Source organism: Aureisphaera sp. (assembly GCF_059726885.1).
The window spans coordinates 2,637,300-2,656,283 of record NZ_AP041051.1 but is presented as its reverse complement, the minus strand read 5'-3'; the positions used below and the strand labels follow the sequence as shown (position 1 = coordinate 2,656,283).

Here is an 18,984-nt window from a genome sequence, read left to right as displayed (position 1 = left end):
TATCTTCACAACCTTAGTTGTCAAGGGCTATTTGAATGGACAAGATTCCGTAAATTTGCACCTCACAAAGGAAGTATGAAATTCAAAATCGTTTCCGATTTTAAACCTACAGGTGATCAGCCAGAGGCTATTGCCAATTTGGTGGATGGACTCCAGACAGGAGAGCCCTATCAGACCCTTTTGGGTGTTACGGGAAGTGGTAAAACCTTTACCGTGGCCAATGTAGTGGAAAAAGTGCAGCGCCCCACTCTGGTATTGGCACATAACAAAACGCTAGCAGCCCAGTTATATAGTGAGTTCAAGCAGTTTTTTCCTGAAAATGCCGTGGAGTATTTTGTGTCCTATTACGATTACTATCAACCGGAAGCCTATATCCCAACCAGTGGCACCTATATAGAAAAGGATCTTTCCATTAACGAAGAAATTGAGAAAATGCGATTGAGTACCACCTCTTCCCTACTTTCCGGAAGAAGGGACGTTATAGTGGTAGCCTCGGTTTCCTGTTTGTATGGTATTGGAAATCCAGTAGAGTTCCAGAAAAATGTGATCTCCCTGAAACAGGGACAGGTAATATCGAGAACAAAACTATTGCACCAATTGGTACAGAGCCTGTACTCACGTACTGAAGCAGAATTCAGTAATGGACGTTTCCGAATAAAGGGAGATACAGTTGATGTATATCCCGGGTACGCCGATGATGCCTTCCGAATTCATTTTTTTGGTGATGAAATTGAAGAAATTGAAGCCTTCCGTCCCGCAACCAATGAGGTAATAGAAAAATACGATCGCCTAAATATTTATCCTGCCAACATGTTTGTCACCTCTCCTGATATATTGCAGGGTGCCATACGGAACATTCAAGATGATTTAATGAAGCAGGTGGACTATTTCAAGGAGATTGGTAAGCATTTAGAAGCCAAGCGCTTGGAGGAACGCACCAATTTCGATTTGGAAATGATCCGGGAATTGGGCTATTGCAGTGGGATAGAAAACTACTCTCGATATCTCGATCAACGTTTGCCGGGAACCAGACCTTTCTGCTTACTGGATTACTTCCCCGATGATTATTTGATGATCGTAGATGAAAGCCATGTGTCCATTCCACAAGTAGGAGCTATGTACGGTGGGGATAGGAGTAGAAAAGAAAACCTAGTGGAATATGGTTTCCGACTTCCAGCTGCCATGGATAATCGACCTCTCAAATTTGAAGAATTCGAGGCGCTTCAGAATCAAGTAATTTATGTGAGTGCTACGCCTGCCGATTATGAATTGGAAAAAACAGGTGGCGTGTATATTGAACAAATCATTCGACCCACAGGACTCTTGGACCCACCAATAGAAGTACGCCCAAGTCTGAATCAGATTGATGATTTATTGGAAGAAATTCAGCTACGCGTAGAAAAAGACGAGCGCGTTTTAGTCACCACCTTGACCAAACGCATGGCGGAAGAGTTGACCAAGTACATGGCACGCATTCAAATAAGATGTCGCTATATTCATAGTGATGTGGACACGCTGGAACGAGTGGAAATAATGCAAGATCTTCGATTAGGATTGTTCGACGTACTCGTGGGTGTAAACCTATTACGTGAGGGATTGGATTTACCGGAGGTATCCTTAGTGGCCATATTGGATGCCGATAAGGAAGGTTTCCTTAGGAGCGCAAGATCTTTAACACAGACTGTGGGACGGGCGGCAAGAAATATCAATGGAACTGCTATTATGTATGCGGATAAAATTACCAAGAGCATGCAGGCTACCATCGATGGCACCGAGTACAGGAGAAGTAAGCAAATGGCCTACAATGAAGTCAACGGTATTACTCCCCAAGCCATAAAGAAAAGCTTTGAAAATGCCTTGACCAAATCCAAAACGAATTCTTATTCCCTAGAAACAGCGGAAAGCCTCTTGGCTGCAGAGCCAGAAAACGAGTATCTTACCAAACCTCAATTGGAAAAGAAGATCCGGGATACGCGAAAGGAAATGGAAAAATCGGCAAAAGAACTGGATTTTATCATGGCGGCCAAACTGAGGGATAAAATCAAGGTATTTCAAAAACAACTACAGGAAGTTCAGTAAGGTTTCAAGCTGAATATAAAGAACCCAGTATCATTTATGAGTGATTACCATCCAGATTCCGTCCGACTAAACAAGGCCATTAGTGATAGTGGATTTTGTTCCCGTAGACAAGCTGACGGTTTTATTGAAAAGGGAAAGGTGACCATCAATGGAACAGTTGCTACTTTGGGTGACCGTGTCATGCCCAATGATGAAATTAAAGTAGATGGTAAACTCATTACCGATAATGAGAACCTAGTTTACATCATGCTGAATAAGCCCGTTGGAATTACCTGTACTACGGATGTAAGGGTGAAAGGAAACGTTGTGGATTTCATTGGTCATGAAGAGCGCATTTTTCATATTGGTAGATTGGATAAACCCAGTGAAGGTCTTTTGTTGATGACGAATGATGGTGATATCGTTAATAAAATCCTGAGAGCAGGAAATCGTCATGAGAAGGAATATATTGTAAAAGTAGATCGTCCGGTTTCAGATCAATTTGTGAGAAGAATGTCCAATGGTGTGCCCATCCTGGATACCGTTACCAAGAAATGCAAAGTAGAGCGCTTGAGTCGTTATGTCTTTAAAATCGTATTGGTACAAGGGTTAAATAGACAAATCCGTCGTATGTGTGAGCACTTAGGTTATGAGGTTGTAACCTTGAAACGCATTCGCATTATGAACATTGAATTGGGCGATTTGCCCATTGGAAAGTGGAGAGATCTTACCGATAGAGAATTGCAAGATTTAAGGGATTCCCTGAAAGACTCGGATAACAGTTCGTTTGTGGATCAGATGGAGCGGGGAACTGGAGGAAAAAGGAGAAGAAGGGGATAAAAAATAACCGCGCATCGATTGAGTAATGCGCGGCCTTTTTCAACTAACTAACCAAATTAAATTTCAATTATGAAATCTCAACCATTCTTTTAATATCTTCTTTCACTTCTTTCTTAGGAAGTGTGATGGATAAAATTCCATCTATATAATCCGCTTTTATATCTTCTACATCCACCGTTTCGGGCAAAGTAAAAGACCTATTGAATTTGCCGTAGCTAAATTCTTTTCTAGTAAACTGGTTGTTGTCGTTTTCAGTGTCGGTAGAGTCTCGCTTTGGGGCAAAATTCGAGGACACCTTCAATACATCTTTTTCAATTTCGATAGCAAAATGTTCCTTCTTAAAACCTGGAACCGCTAAATCGATGACAAAGTTCGAAAAATTTTCCGAAATATTTACGGCTGGTATGCTAAACTTTTCATAATTAGGCACATCCAGTCTATTTTCAGTAAAAAACTCATCAAATATTGATGGGAACCAAAAGTCATTTCTCTTAACTACTTTCATGATATTTTATTGTTTAAAATTCCTATTATTTTCTAAACCTTAATGCAAAAGGAATTCCAAACGTGAAAACAAGCCATTTTGTCCTGTTTCCCATGAAAAAGAGAGACATTTTGTCTGTTAAAACAAAAATCTAATTGTAATAGGCCTGAAAAATCTGAATAAGTTCCTTGGGAGGGATAACTTTGTCTTCGTATTGTTCCATTGTAAATAGAATCTGATCAATTGCTGCCGGACGAATTCCCATTTTTAATCCAAAGTTCTTTAATACGATCACTTCATTATCGTGTGTTTCCCTATCTACGTTCATAACCAACACCAGCTTGTGGAAGTGGGTAATGCGCTGTAACTCGGAAAGAATAGGCTGTGATGGCAGGGGATCTTCCAGTAGCATTTTAAAATCCGCTTCAGAAATCTCCATGCGCTTCGAGAGTCGGTAGATGAAGTCAAATTCGGATTGGGTAAACTTGTCGTCGGCCTTGGCCAAGACTATTAAATCACTTAAAAGGGCTTTACTGTGTTCGTTTTGCATATTCAAAAATAAAAAATCCCGATGATTTAAGAACCATCGGGATTTCATTCGTTTTGAAAAAACTAGTTACCAGATACCAATTTAATAGGTACCACATATTGTTTTCCTTCTTCCAATTTATTAAGAAGCTTATGGTAGTTAAGTCGGCTTTTTACAAAACGCTCTACCATTTGGTTTTCTGTGTCTACCGAAAGTACTACGATTTCCCCATCATCATTGAACATGATAACTGCGGTCGTACTGATTTCTTTTTTGATTTCGAAGGAAGGGTTTTCCAGAAGGTTTTCAATTTCTTCAGTTACGTTCGTCGGTTTTTTCTTAACTACTAAGCCATTACTTGCAGATAATGTGGTTGCTACTAAAAGCACCATTGCTAACATAATTGATTTGATCGTTTTCATAATTGTTCGTTTTAAAGTGAATAAATAAGTGATTGATGAACACTTATATAGACGACACCTTATGAACAATTGTTACCTAAACAGCTGCTTTTTAACTATTTATTAACCGTCATTAACCTTGCTTAACATTACTTCGCAAGAAGCTTTGCTCTGAAAATTAGGATTCAAGGTACATTCGAACTCGTAGATTACTCTTTTACAACCCTATGCGTTTCCCTGCCTTTGGTGGATGTGATTTCAATAAAGTATATCCCGCTCGCCAATGAGGATAGGTCCATGCCACTATCGACATGGGACGTTTGCATCATTTTGGCACCTGTCATGGAATACACGCTAACACTTTGAACCTCTTCGGTCCCCGAGGACACATATACCATATGGTTTGACGGATTCGGAAAGATTGTAAAATACTGTTTCTCCAAATCGTTAGAAGAGAGTAAGAAAACAGGATTTAGGAAATCGATATCCAGAACTCCATTCACCAGTTCCCCATCATACGAAATCTCTTCATTATGGAAAATTCTAAATTCGGTCACGGCACCAAACATATCCACCATATTATCCCAAACCTCTAGAAATGGCATTCCTGAGGTATCCGTAATTATTTCGATGTTTATAAAACTAGGAAAGCTCATATCATAGTAGGGCTCGTAAGTGTCCCAATCGCTTAACGCGGGGACAATTATTGGATCATGAGTAACAGCCTGAAAACCATTGGCTCCCGTAAAACCGAACCTGATGTGCAAATCGAAATCATTGGGGTTTCTCATGGATAATTCGGTAATAGCCGCTAGTGTGGTGACATCTCCACCAGCGACATACCAATGATTTCCAGTCCAATCTTCACTAGTATTGATCACAGTCATTTCCCCCACAGGGGTTTCAGTGCCGTCGCACTCCTTATGAAGATAACCTGGTGCTTCTATTCCAACGGACAGTAAGGTCTCTGATGTATCAATATTGGTCCATTCGTCCAATGTTTCATCATCAAAATAACTACTCAGTCGCTCAATTTGTGAAAAACAGAGCGTGGTAACTAAACTTAGGCAGGCAAATAGTAATGTTTTCATCATCTTTTTTCTTTTAAAGATAAGATTTTAAGCCATTTACAATACAAAAGAACCCTAGTTTGTTGTCGTTTATCAAGAAGTTGGACACAATAATTCTGATTTCTTGACACAAAAAAAACCCCGCTTGTATAGCGGGGCCTTTTAAAACAGTCATTATATCTTATGCCAATACTGCCTGCACTTTGTCTGCAGCTTCTTGGAATTCGATAGCAGATTGTACATCCAATCCACTATTGTCTATTAATTCTTTTGCTATATCTGCATTGGTTCCCTGTAAACGAACAATGATAGGTACATTAATGGTACCCATGTTTTTGTACGCATCTACAATTCCCTGGGCCACGCGATCACAACGCACAATCCCACCAAAGATATTTACCAAAATGGCTTTTACATTTGGATCCTTAAGAATAAGGTTGAAAGCGATTTCAACTCTTTCTGCATCGGCAGTACCCCCAACATCCAAGAAGTTGGCAGGTTCCCCTCCTGCTTGTTTGATAAGGTCCATTGTAGCCATTGCCAGTCCAGCTCCATTTACCATGCAACCCACATTTCCATCTAGATCTACATAATTCAAACCAACTTCACCAGCTTCCACCTCAATTGGATTTTCCTCACGCTTATCGCGCATTGCCAAATAATCCTTATGGCGGTAAAGTGCATTGCCATCTAAAGTTACTTTAGCATCAACGGCAATTACCTTATCGTCACTGGTTTTTAATACGGGGTTTATTTCGAATAAAGAAGAATCTGACTTCACATATGCTGTGTATAAAGCATTCACAAACTTCACCATTCCTTTAAAAGCCATTCCGCTTAAGCCAAGGTTAAAGGCAATACGTCTGGCTTGGAAAGGTAATAACCCAGCAGCAGGATCAATTTCTTCAGTAAAAATTAGATGTGGAGTTTCCTCTGCGACCGTTTCAATATCCATTCCACCTTCTGTAGAATACATAATCATGTTTCTTCCCGTAGCTCGGTTTAACAACACGCTCATATAGTATTCCTCTGGTTCGCTATCCCCTGGGTAATACACGTCTTCTGCAACCAACACTTGATGTACCTTTTTACCTTCCGCACTTGTTTGTGGGGTAATTAGGTTCATCCCAATAATTTGATTGGCAATGTCCTTAACCTCGTCTAAATTCTTGGCTAATTTTACTCCACCGCCTTTTCCACGCCCACCGGCATGTACTTGGGCTTTGATCACATGCCATCCAGTGCCAGTATCTTCGGTTAATTTTTTGGCCGCTGCTACTGCTTCCTCGGCAGTTTGAGCAACAATACCACGTTGGATATCTACCCCAAAACTATTTAAAATTTGTTTTCCTTGATATTCGTGTAAGTTCATTGTACGTCTATTTTTTTAGGAGCCACAAAAGTAATAAATGTTCGTGAGAGATTTTAGGCGAAAAGAAGAAAAGAATACAGAGTTGCCATTGATTATATTCTTGATTTTGTTTCCAAATTGAATAAATCGCAACCCCAACATCGTTTTTAGAAAAAAATAGGATATGTACGCTCTCTAATTGTAAGGAACCTACTATTTTTACCTCTTATTTTTTTTAACATTAAAAACCTGAGTCATAATGACAAATCAAGACCTTTTAGCGATTGCTCGGGAATACGAAAGTCCCGTGTATGTGTATGATGCCCAAAAAATGGAAGGGCAGTATAAACGTTTGCAAGATGCTTTTAAAAAGGTCAAACAGGTTAAAATCAATTATGCCGTAAAAGCCCTTTCGAATATCTCCGTACTAAAGTTCCTAAAATCACTAGGCGCAGGGATGGATACGGTTTCCATTCAGGAAGTACAACTGGCACTTGAGGCTGGGGTTGAAGGAAAGAATATCATCTTTACGCCAAATGGGGTTTCTTTAGAAGAAATAGAGCAGGCGGTGAAGCTTGGAGTTCAAATCAATATTGACAACCTCTCCATATTAGAGCAATTCGGAACGAAATACCCTAATGTTCCCGTCTGTATCCGCATAAACCCACATGTAATGGCAGGTGGCAACACCAACATTTCTGTCGGGCATATCGATAGTAAGTTTGGGATTTCTATTCATCAGTTGCCGCATATCAATAGAATTGTGGAGAATACTGGAATGCACATAAATGGCATCCATATGCACACTGGAAGTGATATTCTGGATATCGATGTATTTCTTTATGCCTCTGAAATTCTGTTTGAAACGGCCAAGCATTTTGATGCCTTGGAATTTATTGATTTTGGCAGTGGATTCAAGGTTCCTTATAAAGAAGGGGATATTGAAACCAACATTGAGGAAATGGGCAAGAAGTTGAGCCAACGCTTCAATGAATTTTGCAAAGAATATGGCAAGGAACTAACGTTGGCCTTTGAACCCGGCAAGTTCCTAGTAAGCGAAGCTGGTAAATTTTTAGTAGCAGTAAACGTGGTAAAGCAAACAACATCCACGGTTTTTGCCCAGGTGGATAGCGGTTTTAATCACCTTATCCGCCCCATGCTTTATGGCAGCCAGCACAAAATAGAAAACATAAGTAACCCACAAGGCAAGGAACGCTTCTATAGTGTGGTTGGTTATATCTGTGAAACAGACACATTTGCAAACAATAGACGTATTACGGAAATAAGCGAAGGGGACGTTCTTGCTTTCAGCAATGCCGGCGCTTATTGTTTTAGTATGGCAAGCAATTACAATAGTAGGTATCGTCCTGCAGAAACTCTTTGGTATGAAAACAAAGCCCATCTCATACGGAAGCGTGAAACTTTCGATGATCTGATTAAGAATCAAGTGGTCATTGCTCTTTGATAAAATAAAGCCCTCCTAAAAGAGGGCTTTTTTACTGTTTTCAATATTTGAAGTACTTTTATGGAAACTCCTTATTAATGAGACCAAAAAAACACTTTGTTTTCCTATCCATTAGTATTCTCATTATCTGCTCTGGAATGGCACAAACAAAAGGGACATACCAAAAAGAAGTTTACGTTTCGAAGGGAGACACCTTACCTTATCGGCTACTTGTTCCGAAGCAATTTGATGTCAACAAAAGCTATCCACTTCTCATATTCCTCCATGGATCTGGGGAACGCGGATCTGACAATGAAGCCCAGCTCATTCACGGTTCCGATTTGTTTCTAAAGGAAGAGGTAAGAGAGCAATATCCGGCTATCGTCGTGTTCCCGCAATGCCCCTCAGGTAAGTCCTGGAACAATTCAAGTTACGAATATTCCACCTCGGAACGGAGCTATTACTTCCCTCCAACCATCGAAAAAAACAAAACGCTAGATCTTTTAGAGGGCTTATTGTCCGCACTCCAGACTAATTATCGAATCGATCCCCATAAGATCTATTTGGGAGGGTTGTCCATGGGTGGAATGGGCACTTTTGAAATGCTTCGTCGAAATCCAAACCTTTTTGCAGCCGCCTTTGCCATCTGTGGAGGAGCCAACCCCGCTATTTCGGAAACCATAAAATCCGTCCCCATATGGATATTCCATGGGGAGCAGGATGATGTGGTGCCGGTCATTTATTCGAAGGAAATGCATGATGCTATACAGGAAGAAGGGGGCAATAGTCGAATCACCCTTTACCCCGAAATAAAGCATGACAGTTGGGTTAACGCATTTAGTGAACCTGAGCTACTGAAGTGGCTTTTTTCAAAATCCCTATAATCACACAAAAAAACGTAATCATGAAATTTAATTGCAGTGTAGAAATAAACCAACCCCAACAAAAAGTGGCCGAATTGTTTGCAAACCCAGCATATTTGGGTGAATATCAGGACAGTTTTATAAGCAAGGAATTGTTACAAGGAGAAGAGGGTCAAAACGGGGCGATATCGAAAATGCTATATAAGCAAGGGAAAGGACAAATGGAATTGACGGAGACCATTTTGGAAAACGATTTGCCTCATTCCTTTGTTGGTCACTATCATCACAAACACATGGATAATACCATGCGCTGTGAATTTACGCCTTTGAGTGAATCGAGTACGCGTTATGTTTCTGAAATTGAGTATACTGCCTTCCGTGGCTTTATGCCTAAACTTATTGCAAAATTATTTCCCGGCATGTTCAAAAAGCAGGTACAGAAATGGCTGGATAATTTCAAGGTATTCGCCGAAAACCAATCTTGATACCCTAATGAAATACTTCCTGCTTCTTCTATTGCCATTTTGTATTTCTTGTTCTCACATGGAACAGGATCCATTGAAAAGTGTATTGAGCAGTGAAAATCCTGCTATTTCTAAGGTAATGGGTAATCTTGCAGCCCATGAAGTACAGATTCTGTATACAGAAATTGTGCGTGAAAAGAATGGTGGAGTCAAGTTCAAGGATCATTCTTTTCAGGTAAACGACCAGCATTACTTCTATCCCGCAAGCACAGTTAAGCTTCCGGCTGCTGTACTAGCATTAGAATTGGTTGATCTTGATTCTTTACTGACTAAAGATTCGAAATACACTATAGAGCGGGATTCCTTATCGCATACCATTGCTGATGATGTTCGACAAATTTTTGCTGTAAGCGATAATGAAGCTTATAATAGGATGTACGAATTCATAGGTAGGTCTTACATTGATAGAAAAATGCACTATAAGGATATGGCACCTGTGAGAATAGCCCACAGGCTTAGTACGGAAAATGCGGCGGAAACTGCCCGCCTACCCTTACATTTTGAAGGATTGCCCATAAGAGGATTTGGCTATTCCGATGAATACTTATACGCACTTGACCTAGAAAAGCAATTTAAAGGAAAAGGCTACATGAGGAATGATTCCCTTATTGGACAACCAATGGATTTTAGTTTAAAGAACTACTTCCCATTACGATCCCAACATAGTACAATGAAACGGATATTCTTTCCAGAAAAATTTACTAAAAAATTCCAGTTCAACCTTACGGGAGAAAGCATGGCATTTTTAAAAGAACAAATGTATACCGTACCCAGAAAGAATGGATACGATGAAAGTGAATACTATGATGGCTATGTAAAATTCTTTCTTTTTGGTGATACCAAAGAACGCATTCCTGAACACATAAAGATTTACAACAAAGTAGGGTATGCCTATGGCACGTTAACGGATACTGCCTATATAGTTGATGAAAAAGAAGGTGTCGAGTTTATTCTCTCTGCTACTATTTTGGTAAACAGCAATGGTATTTTCAATGATGATTCATATGAATATGACGAAATCGGAATTCCGTTTCTAGCGGCATTGGGTAGGGAAATTCACGCTTATGAACTACAAAAATGAATCAGTCTGGCAGATTTCTCCCAAAAAGCCTAATAAGCAATGCATAATACGCATTCTTTCGATACAGCTTTCTACCACTTTCCCTAGCGCGCTTGATCCTGCCATACGTGTGCACCGCATGAATAACCACTAAAGACACGGTGATGGCAAGAATAAAATAAATGGCCTCTGATTCCACGTAATAAACTGAGTGGCTAAAAATCTAAAAAAAATAACAAATCCGAAATATTTTTTCAAATTTTTCGACAAAATCACATTATACACCTTAAAAAGCCCTTATTTTTTAGGAATCAGTGAATTTAACGCCTTAATCAGCACTCATTACGTCTTGACACAATGACCAAAAAAGCAATTAAAAATCTCGGGAATAGATTAGGAGTTGAATGAATCGGCAATTGTAGTTTAAAGGTTTGCCGCTTGATTTTTGGCCTTCAGAAATTCATCCCACATTTCCGCAACAATTTCGGCGGCAGGTTTAATGTCGTGAATTAACCCCGAGACCTGACCTATTTCAAGTTCACCTTCTACCAAGTCCCCTTCAAACATTCCACGTTTGGCACGTGCACGGCCCAAAAGCTCTTTCAACTGTTCAACCGATGGAGCTGTATCGTACAAAGCTTTAACGTCTTGATAAAATTTATTCTTAATGAGACGAACGGGAGCCAGTTCCTTTAGGGTTAATACAGTATCTCCTTCTTTGGCATCCACCACTACTTTTTTGAAGGCATCGTGGGCACTACTCTCGTCACTTGCCACGAACCTACTTCCAACCTGTACTCCATCGGCACCCAACACCATGGCAGCTAACATAGCGCGACCCGTTGCAATTCCCCCCGCAGCAATTAAAGGAATGGAAATCTTTTCCCTCACCATTGGAATCAGGGTTAGGGTGGTTGTCTCGTCCCTACCATTATGTCCTCCCGCTTCAAACCCTTCTGCAACAATGGCATCTACGCCAGCCTCTTGGGCCTTGAGCGCAAATTTTACGCTACTCACCACATGAACCACGGTAATGCCATGTTCTTTTAAATGCTGTGTATACGTTTTAGGGTTTCCCGCGGAGGTAAAAACGATCTTAACTCCTTCTTCAATAATGATTTGAACGATTTCTTCGAGATTTGGGTATAGCATAGGCACATTAACCCCGAATGGTCTATCCGTGGCCTTTTGGCATTTCTGAATATGCTCCCGTAATACTTCGGGATACATGGAACCTGCGCCCAATAGGCCTAAACCTCCTGCATTACTTACCGCACTGGCCAATCTCCAGCCACTGTTCCAGATCATTCCAGCTTGAATGATTGGATATTGAATTCCGAATAATTGAGTGATTTTGTTTTCCAAAGATGTTACGAAATTACACCACTACCCAGCAGCTCATCATCATTGTACCACGCAACAAATTGTCCTTCGGTAATAGCAGATTGTGATTTTTCAAAGATAACATAAAGGCCAGAGATGGTTTGGTATAAAGTTGCCTTTTCCAAGGGCTGCCTATACCTAATTCTTGCCATAACCTCCATTTTCTCCCCATCTGTAAGGGTGAGATCTTCCCTAATCCAATGGATCTCCTCATTCTTCACAAACAATCCCTTACGGTATAAGCCAGGATGGTTTTTACCCTGCCCTGTGTAGATAATGTTTTCTTGCACATCGGTATCAATGATAAACAAGGGTTCCTTTGTTCCTCCCACGGCAAGTCCTTTTCTTTGCCCCTTTGTGAAAAAATGTGCGCCTTGATGCTTTCCAACAATTTTACCGTCGGACAATTGATATGTATACTTTTCGGACAGGAACGCCAGTTCCTCATGTTCGGAATGAAAATGAGGGGTTCCTTTAGAGTATGCTTCCAATCCTGATGGAACCTCAACAATCACTCCTTCTTTTGGCGCCAATTGTTGCTGCAAAAAGTCTGGCAAGCGTACTTTACCAATAAAACAAAGCCCTTGTGAATCCCTTTTCTCTGCGGTAACCAGATCTTGTTTTGAAGCAATCTCCCTCACTTCAGGTTTAAGAAGCTCTCCCACAGGAAACAAGGTCTTGGACAACTGCTCTTGGGATAACTGACAAAGAAAATACGATTGATCCTTATTAGGGTCCTTACCTGCCAATAGCTGATAGGTCTGCTTTCCATCCTTTTCTATCATCCCCTTTCTACAATAATGTCCTGTAGCTACATAATCCGCTCCTAGATCCAAGGCGATTTTCATAAACACATCGAACTTAATCTCCCTATTGCATAGTACATCAGGGTTGGGAGTGCGTCCCATTTCATATTCGCGGAACATATAATCTACGATACGCTCCTTATATTGTTCACTAAGATCTACTGTCTGGAAAGGAATATCCAATTTTTGGGCAACCAACATTGCATCGTTACTATCGTCCAACCATGGGCATTCGTTAGAAATGGTCACAGAGTCATCGTGCCAATTCTTCATGAAAAGGCCAATAACCTCATAACCTTGTTCTTTTAAAAGATAGGCCGCTACACTGGAGTCAACGCCTCCACTAAGGCCGACCACTACACGCTTTTTCATAGTAAATTGTGAATGTGCAAAGTTACAACAATTTGATCGTTACAACTTGGGTTTAAAAAGGAAGGATTAGTTGGTTCTCTTTAAAGGTTTAGGGTAGGTTTCTTCCAGCTCCAGCTTTCCGTTTTTGAAATATTGCCAAAGACCATGTTTCTTTCCACTTCGGTAATTGCCCTTAATGGTTACATTTCCATTGGCATCGTAGTATTCTGCCGGACCCTGTAGCTTGTCGTTGCCGTATTTGAGCTTTTTCAGAAGAACTCCATCTGGCGAATAATAGAGGTTTTCACCTTCCTTGGACCCATTAACGAAATTCAGTTCCTCAGTCACTTGTCCATTGGGATAATACGTACTTTTCTTGCCGTGCAGGAGTCCATCCACATAAAACTCACGGGTCATGATATTATTTCCCTTTTTATGGTAATATACCCATTCCCCTTTACGCTTCTTACCTATCATATCCCCTTCACTTACTAATTTTCCGCTAGCAGTAAAGTACTGTACCTTGGCCACACCTTTCTTTCCATAGGTCCTTATTGAAGTAGGCTGACCTTTACATTCTTGACAATAGAACTTGAATACCCCAACTTCCTTACCATGCTCGAACTGTCCTGTATATCTCAGCTGATCTGTACCCGGAAATTTCTTTTGCCAGGTACCATGCCGCTCTCCATCACTATCGAATTGATTGATTTCCTGAGCCGAAATTAGGCCTACTCCAAAGCATAGAGTGAAAAAAATGGAAAGGGGACGTTTCATCATTTTGTTCAATTTTTTATGCATTCATAACGAACGGCACTGCGAAATTATTTCCTTTTCTGCTGTGCTTTCTTTTGCGCTTCCGCCTGTTCCATCATTTCAGACATCTTTCGCTGAAAACGATTCTGTTTCTTTGGCTTCTTTTTGTTTGCCTGAATCTTGGCATGAATCTTATCCTCATCTATGATGAACTTCTTGATCACCAACATAATACCAATAGTAATTAAGTTCGAGGTTAGATAATACACCGAAAGTCCACTCGCATAGTTGTTGAAGAACACCAACATAAAGAGGGGTGACAGGTACATGATGAATTTCATATTTGGCATACCGGGTTGCTGCTGTTGCTGCATTTGTTGCCCAGTACTCATCATCATATAAATAAAAATAGCGATCGAGGCCAAAATTGGAAATAGACTCACATGGTTTCCATAAAATGTAGATATAATAGGTATTTGAGTATCCCATTCATAAATAGTATCATAACTAGATAAATCCTCAGCCCATAAGAAACCTTTTTGGCGCAAATCGAAGGCCGTAGGGAAAAAGGTGAATAAGGCATAGAATACAGGAATCTGCATTAATGCGGGTAAACAACCCTTTAATGGACTAGCCCCTGCAATATTCTGAAGCTTTAAGGTTTCCTGCTGAATCTTCATTTGGTTACCTTCATATTTCTTTCGAATGGCATCTAACTCAGGCTTCAATACTTTCATTTTTGCCTGGGAAACATACTGCTTGTATTGAACTGGCGAAAGCAATAATTTGAAAAGGATGGTAAGAACAATGATGGCGATTCCCGCTGGTAACCAACTACTTAAAAACCCAAAAACAGGTATGATTAAGTATTTGTTTATGATACCGAAAATCCCCCAGCCCAATGGCATGGCTTCATCCAGATTGCGATCGTATTCCTTAAAGATCTGGTAATCGGTTGGACCATAGTACATATTCATATCATACGATAATCCCCCTGCTTTTGGTTCCAATAGCATTCTAGCACCATATTTTTTTGTGAAAATGGTATCTATCGTAGCATCTTTCACTAAATCCTTTGAAGTTAACTTCACTTCTTTGAAAGGTGTATCGGTAAGCAACATAGAACTGAAGAAATGGGTTCTGTAGTTCATCCATGTTACATCTTTTTCGGTTTCATCATCCTCTCCCGCTGGTGATAGTTTACTATGGTCCTCACCATTCTCGTGCTCGTATGTAAGACGGGTATAGCGGTTTTCATAGGTAATACTTTTTGCTTGGCGATACCCTTTAAAATCCCAGTTGAGATACATAGGCTGATTGGTATCCATAATACCGTCCAACCCTTGTGTTCGAATACTAAAATCCAACATATGGTCACCTGGTTTCAGCTCGTAGCGATATTCCAAGTATGAATTGGGTGCTGTTTTCAGCTTCATGGATAACACATTATTGTCACCACTTTTGCTCAATGAAGGTTCGAAGTAAAGGTCCTTGGTATTCAGTGCCCTATTCTCCGAGTTAAATTGTAGGTTAAAATCACTGTTCCCATCTTTTATAAGGAATACCGTTTGCCCTAAGTACTGGGTTTCGTTTATCAGTTTGGCTTCAACAATCTGGCCCCCTTTGTTACTTACCGTAAGTTGCAGTACATCATTTTCCAGTACTGTCGTTGTCTCACTGGCGGATGGAAGCGTCCCGGAATAAGCAAAGGAACCCAGTCGATTTCTTAGCCCTTCTACAGCTACTGAATCGGTCGCACTAACGCTGTTTATCTCAGCTGGTGTTACTTCCTTAATTACGGGTTCTTGTTCTTGGCCGGCAGTTTCTTGGTTACTCTTATTTACCTGTTCCTGCTTATGCTTTTCTGCCTCAATTTCCTCTGGAGTAGGTCTATTGAAGTACATCCAAGCGATGATACCCCCAATCAATAGTATTCCAATTAATGAATTGATGTCAAATTTTCTTTTCTCCATATATATTTCCGAAATCCTTTCGGGATGTGGTGTTTAGTTATGTCAAATTGTTGTAATGAGACGTCCTTTCATAAAAAACGTAACACTACGGTTTTTAGCAACAACCTAGCCTAACTTATATGTGCGCCAAATTGTCTTGTTTTGTTGAATGTTCGTACGCCGCTTTTACAAAGCCCACAAATAATGGATGTGGATTGGCTACGGTACTTTTATATTCTGGGTGGTACTGTACCCCAACGAACCAAGGATGCACAGGGACTTCAATAATCTCCACCAATCCTGTTTCCGGGTTTATTCCGGTAGTTCTAAGGCCTGCACCTTCTAATTGCTCCTTATAGTTATTATTGTACTCATAACGATGTCTGTGGCGCTCCTCGATAGATGCTACCCCATAGACATCACTTACAATACTATCGCTAATCAAATCACATTTCCAAGCTCCCAAACGCATGGTTCCGCCCATATTGGTAATGTGCTTTTGTTCTTCCATCAGGTCGATTACCGGATGTGGTGTATCTTCATTCATCTCGATGCTATTGGCACCTTCCAACCCCAATACATTCCTACTATATTCAATAACTGCCATTTGCATACCGAGACAAATTCCTAGAAATGGAAGGTTATTTTCCCGTGCATAGCGAACAGCTTCTATTTTCCCTTCAATTCCCCTTTCTCCAAAACCAGGAGCTACTAACACCCCGTCTAATCCTTTTAGGTTTTCGGCAACATTATTTTCATCGATGTGTTCTGAATGAATAGAGCGAACCTTCACCTTTACTTCATTCTCGGCTCCTGCATGAATGAAGGATTCTAAAATAGATTTATAACTGTCCTGAAGTTCTACATACTTCCCTATAAGACCTATTTCGATTGTGGCTTTTGGGTTTTTGTGTCTTGATAAAAACTCATTCCATCGTTCCAATTTAGGAGTCCCATCGTCCGTGAGCCCCAATTTTTTCAAAGCGACAGTATCCAAACCTTCATCCAACATCATATTGGGCACATCATAAATGGTTGATGCATCTATAGACTGAATAACAGCTTCTTTTCCCACATTACAGAACAGGGCTAGCTTCCTTTTTAAATCGTCACTTAATTCATGCTCCGTTCTACAAACTAAAATATCCGCTTGTATTCCACTTTCCATTAAGGTCTTTACAGAGTGCTGGGTGGGTTTCGTTTTTAGTTCACCGGCTGCTGATAAATAAGGAACTAGGGTAAGATGCACCACAAGGCTATTATGCTCTCCCAACTCCCATTTTAACTGACGCACCGATTCTATGTAGGGTAAGGATTCGATATCCCCAACAGTCCCTCCAATTTCGGTAATTACAATATCATAATCGCCGCTATTCCCCAAAATCTGTATGCGTTCCTTGATTTCATTTGTAATATGCGGAACCACTTGGACAGTTTTGCCCAAAAACTCACCCCGGCGTTCTTTTTCAATCACGCTCTGATAAATTCTACCTGTGGTCACATTATTGGCTTGTGAAGTAGGTACATTTAGAAAACGCTCATAATGCCCCAGGTCTAGATCGGTTTCAGCGCCATCATCGGTTACATAGCATTCTCCATGTTCGTACGGATTTAAGGTACCTGGATCTACATTGATATAAGGATCCAACTTCTGAATCGTAACTCGATAGCCCCTAGCCTGCAAGAGTTTAGCTAAAGATGCCGCAATAATTCCCTTTCCTAAAGAAGATGATACCCCGCCCGTAACGAAGATGTACTTTGTAGTGCTCATACAATGGTGCTTGTTGTTACCTATACGGGATGCAAAGATAGGATTTTTTAGGGATGGTGGGGAAATAATATCCTAAATTTAAAATGTATTTTCGTGGTGCCATTTAAAAGTAAGCATATGGAAGAGAAGTCTACGACCGAACCTTTTTCAGAATTTGAAAATACACCCAAAACAAGAAGAAGGAAGTTACTTCCTTGGTGGATCAAAGTATTCATTTGGATATTCTTCCTGTTCGGTGCGATAATGCCTGTAGCTCTCGTTATGGGGGCCCTAGGGTTTAATTTCGACTTAGCGATTTACGGATTGGGAACCAATGTCCCATTTTCCCTGATTGGGCTCTTAATCATGGGGTTATTTTGTTTGAAGGCGGCAACAGCATTCGGGCTATGGTTTGAAAAGGACTGGGCCATTACCTTTGGATTGGCAGATGCCATTGTAGGGCTCATCATTTGTTTTGGAATGATGATCGCTCCTTTTGTTTCAGATTATGCAGGCGTTACTCTTCGATTGGAAATACTATTCCTATTGCCCTATCTGAATAGATTATTGAAAATTAGAAAGGATTGGGAAATTAACGGATAATCAAAGGTCTTACCAATTCCTCTAAACCGTTTATTTTAATTTCGTGCATTTCCTCCATAAGCCTCCCCAGTTTCCCTTGGGGAAATCCTTTTTGACGCAACCAAGCATAGTAGTATTCAGGAATGTTAACAAGGAATTCGTCCTTGTACTTGCCGAAAGGCATTTTGTAATTTGCTAGCTCTATTAGATGTTCTTTATTCACTGTTTCCAGTTGTCGTAGCTATCCAATTGCTCTTTTACGTATACCCTCCAACGAAACTCTTCTGCTTCTATATTGGAATGATCACTGTCTGAGTCATATTGGTTTTGCATGGCACGTCTTTCGGCTTCCATCTGTTCATAAATCTCCTTCGACTTATCTCCAAATTCGCGATTATGGCTAAGCTCACTTAGTCCTTTGCGAAGTTTTCGTGCATGTAATTCAGATATATCGAAATGCAATTGCTCATGGCCCAATATATAATCGGAAACTTTTGCAGGTCGATACCAAGATAGATCTGGATAGAAGTTGCTTTTAATTTCATATTCCACTTTTGGGACCCCATTTCTTTCACTGTAGGAAAAAGAGAATGACACCCCAGAATTTGTACTCGCCACAAACTCTTCGGCACCACTTGGGGTTCCACGAAAATCGTCCCAGGTTAGTTTACGCTCTTCACTCCAAGGAATTTTTTCCTCTTCGACAGGATGGAAAGAAACCAGAAGGCATAGTAAGGCTGCGGTAAATAGTTTCATCAAATGACTAACGGCAAAACTTCA

Annotated in this window: 19 protein-coding genes; 7 read left to right on the top strand and 12 right to left on the bottom strand. The window is 40.4% G+C overall.

The annotated features are described in order from the left end of the window. Window positions 1-75: 75 nt before the first annotated feature. Window positions 76-2,079 (top strand): excinuclease ABC subunit UvrB, encoded by a 2,004-nt coding sequence (gene uvrB / locus AC6JAD_RS11570; protein WP_461303356.1) that lies wholly within the window; start codon window positions 76-78, stop codon window positions 2,077-2,079. A gap of 36 nt (window positions 2,080-2,115) precedes the next feature. Beyond that, window positions 2,116-2,898, top strand: coding sequence for a 23S rRNA pseudouridine(2604) synthase RluF (gene rluF, locus AC6JAD_RS11565; protein WP_461303355.1), 783 nt, complete (start codon window positions 2,116-2,118; stop codon window positions 2,896-2,898). Window positions 2,899-2,965: 67 nt separating this feature from the next. Here the strand turns inward: rluF and AC6JAD_RS11560 are convergent, their stop codons facing one another. From AC6JAD_RS11560 to sucC, 5 genes are all read right to left on the bottom strand, one after another. Further along, window positions 2,966-3,403: an Hsp20/alpha crystallin family protein gene (locus tag AC6JAD_RS11560; protein WP_461303354.1), complete on the bottom strand. Its 438-nt coding sequence runs from the start codon at window positions 3,401-3,403 to the stop codon at window positions 2,966-2,968. Window positions 3,404-3,533: 130 nt separating this feature from the next. Beyond that, complete coding sequence (locus AC6JAD_RS11555) at window positions 3,534-3,932, bottom strand: tellurite resistance TerB family protein (RefSeq protein WP_461303353.1); 399 nt, start codon at window positions 3,930-3,932, stop codon at window positions 3,534-3,536. 62 nt (window positions 3,933-3,994) lie between these two features. Further along, window positions 3,995-4,333 carry a hypothetical protein gene (locus AC6JAD_RS11550; protein WP_461303352.1) on the bottom strand — a complete coding sequence of 113 codons (339 nt, stop codon included), beginning with the start codon at window positions 4,331-4,333 and terminating at the stop codon, window positions 3,995-3,997. Between the two features lie 188 nt (window positions 4,334-4,521). Beyond that, complete coding sequence (locus tag AC6JAD_RS11545; protein WP_461303351.1) at window positions 4,522-5,406, bottom strand: T9SS type A sorting domain-containing protein; 885 nt, start codon at window positions 5,404-5,406, stop codon at window positions 4,522-4,524. Window positions 5,407-5,563: 157 nt separating this feature from the next. Beyond that, the gene (gene sucC / locus AC6JAD_RS11540) at window positions 5,564-6,754 is read right to left on the bottom strand and encodes an ADP-forming succinate--CoA ligase subunit beta (protein WP_461303350.1); all 1,191 of its coding nucleotides are present in this window, start codon (window positions 6,752-6,754) and stop codon (window positions 5,564-5,566) included. Between the two features lie 238 nt (window positions 6,755-6,992). Between sucC and lysA the strand changes: the two genes are divergently transcribed. The 4 genes from lysA to AC6JAD_RS11520 all read left to right on the top strand — a co-directional run bounded on the left by lysA (window position 6,993) and on the right by AC6JAD_RS11520 (window position 10,645). Then, a complete protein-coding gene (gene lysA, locus AC6JAD_RS11535) occupies window positions 6,993-8,198 on the top strand; it encodes a diaminopimelate decarboxylase (protein ID WP_461303349.1) in 1,206 nt (401 codons plus the stop codon). A 77-nt stretch (window positions 8,199-8,275) separates the two neighbouring features. Continuing rightward, window positions 8,276-9,061: a carboxylesterase family protein gene (locus AC6JAD_RS11530; RefSeq protein ID WP_461303348.1), complete on the top strand. Its 786-nt coding sequence runs from the start codon at window positions 8,276-8,278 to the stop codon at window positions 9,059-9,061. Between the two features lie 20 nt (window positions 9,062-9,081). Further along, on the top strand, window positions 9,082-9,525 hold the full coding sequence (locus tag AC6JAD_RS11525) for an SRPBCC family protein (protein ID WP_461303347.1): 444 nt from the start codon (window positions 9,082-9,084) through the stop codon (window positions 9,523-9,525). Window positions 9,526-9,532: 7 nt separating this feature from the next. Further along, the gene (locus AC6JAD_RS11520; RefSeq protein ID WP_461303346.1) at window positions 9,533-10,645 is read left to right on the top strand and encodes a serine hydrolase; all 1,113 of its coding nucleotides are present in this window, start codon (window positions 9,533-9,535) and stop codon (window positions 10,643-10,645) included. A gap of 402 nt (window positions 10,646-11,047) precedes the next feature. Here the strand turns inward: AC6JAD_RS11520 and AC6JAD_RS11515 are convergent, their stop codons facing one another. From AC6JAD_RS11515 to pyrG, 5 genes are all read right to left on the bottom strand, one after another. Further along, window positions 11,048-11,989 (bottom strand): NAD(P)H-dependent flavin oxidoreductase, encoded by a 942-nt coding sequence (locus AC6JAD_RS11515; protein WP_461303345.1) that lies wholly within the window; start codon window positions 11,987-11,989, stop codon window positions 11,048-11,050. 5 nt (window positions 11,990-11,994) lie between these two features. After that, window positions 11,995-13,185, bottom strand: coding sequence for a tRNA 2-thiouridine(34) synthase MnmA (mnmA, locus tag AC6JAD_RS11510; RefSeq protein ID WP_461303344.1), 1,191 nt, complete (start codon window positions 13,183-13,185; stop codon window positions 11,995-11,997). Between the two features lie 66 nt (window positions 13,186-13,251). Further along, entirely contained in the window at window positions 13,252-13,944 is a 693-nt protein-coding gene (locus AC6JAD_RS11505) for a toxin-antitoxin system YwqK family antitoxin (RefSeq protein ID WP_461303343.1), read from the bottom strand. A 44-nt stretch (window positions 13,945-13,988) separates the two neighbouring features. Next, window positions 13,989-15,893, bottom strand: coding sequence for a membrane protein insertase YidC (yidC, locus tag AC6JAD_RS11500; RefSeq protein ID WP_461303342.1), 1,905 nt, complete (start codon window positions 15,891-15,893; stop codon window positions 13,989-13,991). Window positions 15,894-16,008: 115 nt separating this feature from the next. Further along, window positions 16,009-17,643, bottom strand: a complete 1,635-nt coding sequence (pyrG, locus tag AC6JAD_RS11495; protein ID WP_461303341.1) for a CTP synthase — start codon at window positions 17,641-17,643, stop codon at window positions 16,009-16,011. A gap of 117 nt (window positions 17,644-17,760) precedes the next feature. Between pyrG and AC6JAD_RS11490 the strand changes: the two genes are divergently transcribed. After that, window positions 17,761-18,225 (top strand): hypothetical protein, encoded by a 465-nt coding sequence (locus tag AC6JAD_RS11490; protein ID WP_461303340.1) that lies wholly within the window; start codon window positions 17,761-17,763, stop codon window positions 18,223-18,225. Here the strand turns inward: AC6JAD_RS11490 and AC6JAD_RS11485 are convergent. Beyond that, window positions 18,215-18,427 (bottom strand): DUF3820 family protein, encoded by a 213-nt coding sequence (locus AC6JAD_RS11485; RefSeq protein WP_461303339.1) that lies wholly within the window; start codon window positions 18,425-18,427, stop codon window positions 18,215-18,217. The two genes, AC6JAD_RS11490 and AC6JAD_RS11485, sit on opposite strands and share 11 nt — an antisense overlap. Further along, on the bottom strand, window positions 18,424-18,960 hold the full coding sequence (locus tag AC6JAD_RS11480; RefSeq protein WP_461303717.1) for a DUF922 domain-containing protein: 537 nt from the start codon (window positions 18,958-18,960) through the stop codon (window positions 18,424-18,426). The genes AC6JAD_RS11485 and AC6JAD_RS11480 overlap by 4 nt, the downstream gene beginning before the upstream one ends. Between the last annotated feature and the right edge of the window lie 24 nt (window positions 18,961-18,984).

Excerpts from the sequence above, each read along its gene's own strand:
- uvrB (WP_461303356.1), top strand. The coding sequence starts at position 76 with ATGAAATTCAAAATCGTTTCCGATTTTAAACCTACAGGTGATCAGCCA.
- rluF (WP_461303355.1), top strand. The coding sequence starts at position 2,116 with ATGAGTGATTACCATCCAGATTCCGTCCGACTAAACAAGGCCATTAGT.
- AC6JAD_RS11560 (WP_461303354.1), bottom strand. The coding sequence starts at position 3,403 with ATGAAAGTAGTTAAGAGAAATGACTTTTGGTTCCCATCAATATTTGAT.
- AC6JAD_RS11555 (WP_461303353.1), bottom strand. The coding sequence starts at position 3,932 with ATGCAAAACGAACACAGTAAAGCCCTTTTAAGTGATTTAATAGTCTTG.
- AC6JAD_RS11550 (WP_461303352.1), bottom strand. The coding sequence starts at position 4,333 with ATGAAAACGATCAAATCAATTATGTTAGCAATGGTGCTTTTAGTAGCA.
- AC6JAD_RS11545 (WP_461303351.1), bottom strand. The coding sequence starts at position 5,406 with ATGATGAAAACATTACTATTTGCCTGCCTAAGTTTAGTTACCACGCTC.
- sucC (WP_461303350.1), bottom strand. The coding sequence starts at position 6,754 with ATGAACTTACACGAATATCAAGGAAAACAAATTTTAAATAGTTTTGGG.
- lysA (WP_461303349.1), top strand. The coding sequence starts at position 6,993 with ATGACAAATCAAGACCTTTTAGCGATTGCTCGGGAATACGAAAGTCCC.
- AC6JAD_RS11530 (WP_461303348.1), top strand. The coding sequence starts at position 8,276 with ATGAGACCAAAAAAACACTTTGTTTTCCTATCCATTAGTATTCTCATT.
- AC6JAD_RS11525 (WP_461303347.1), top strand. The coding sequence starts at position 9,082 with ATGAAATTTAATTGCAGTGTAGAAATAAACCAACCCCAACAAAAAGTG.
- AC6JAD_RS11520 (WP_461303346.1), top strand. The coding sequence starts at position 9,533 with ATGAAATACTTCCTGCTTCTTCTATTGCCATTTTGTATTTCTTGTTCT.
- mnmA (WP_461303344.1), bottom strand. The coding sequence starts at position 13,185 with ATGAAAAAGCGTGTAGTGGTCGGCCTTAGTGGAGGCGTTGACTCCAGT.
- AC6JAD_RS11505 (WP_461303343.1), bottom strand. The coding sequence starts at position 13,944 with ATGATGAAACGTCCCCTTTCCATTTTTTTCACTCTATGCTTTGGAGTA.
- yidC (WP_461303342.1), bottom strand. The coding sequence starts at position 15,893 with ATGGAGAAAAGAAAATTTGACATCAATTCATTAATTGGAATACTATTG.
- pyrG (WP_461303341.1), bottom strand. The coding sequence starts at position 17,643 with ATGAGCACTACAAAGTACATCTTCGTTACGGGCGGGGTATCATCTTCT.
- AC6JAD_RS11490 (WP_461303340.1), top strand. The coding sequence starts at position 17,761 with ATGGAAGAGAAGTCTACGACCGAACCTTTTTCAGAATTTGAAAATACA.
- AC6JAD_RS11480 (WP_461303717.1), bottom strand. The coding sequence starts at position 18,960 with ATGAAACTATTTACCGCAGCCTTACTATGCCTTCTGGTTTCTTTCCAT.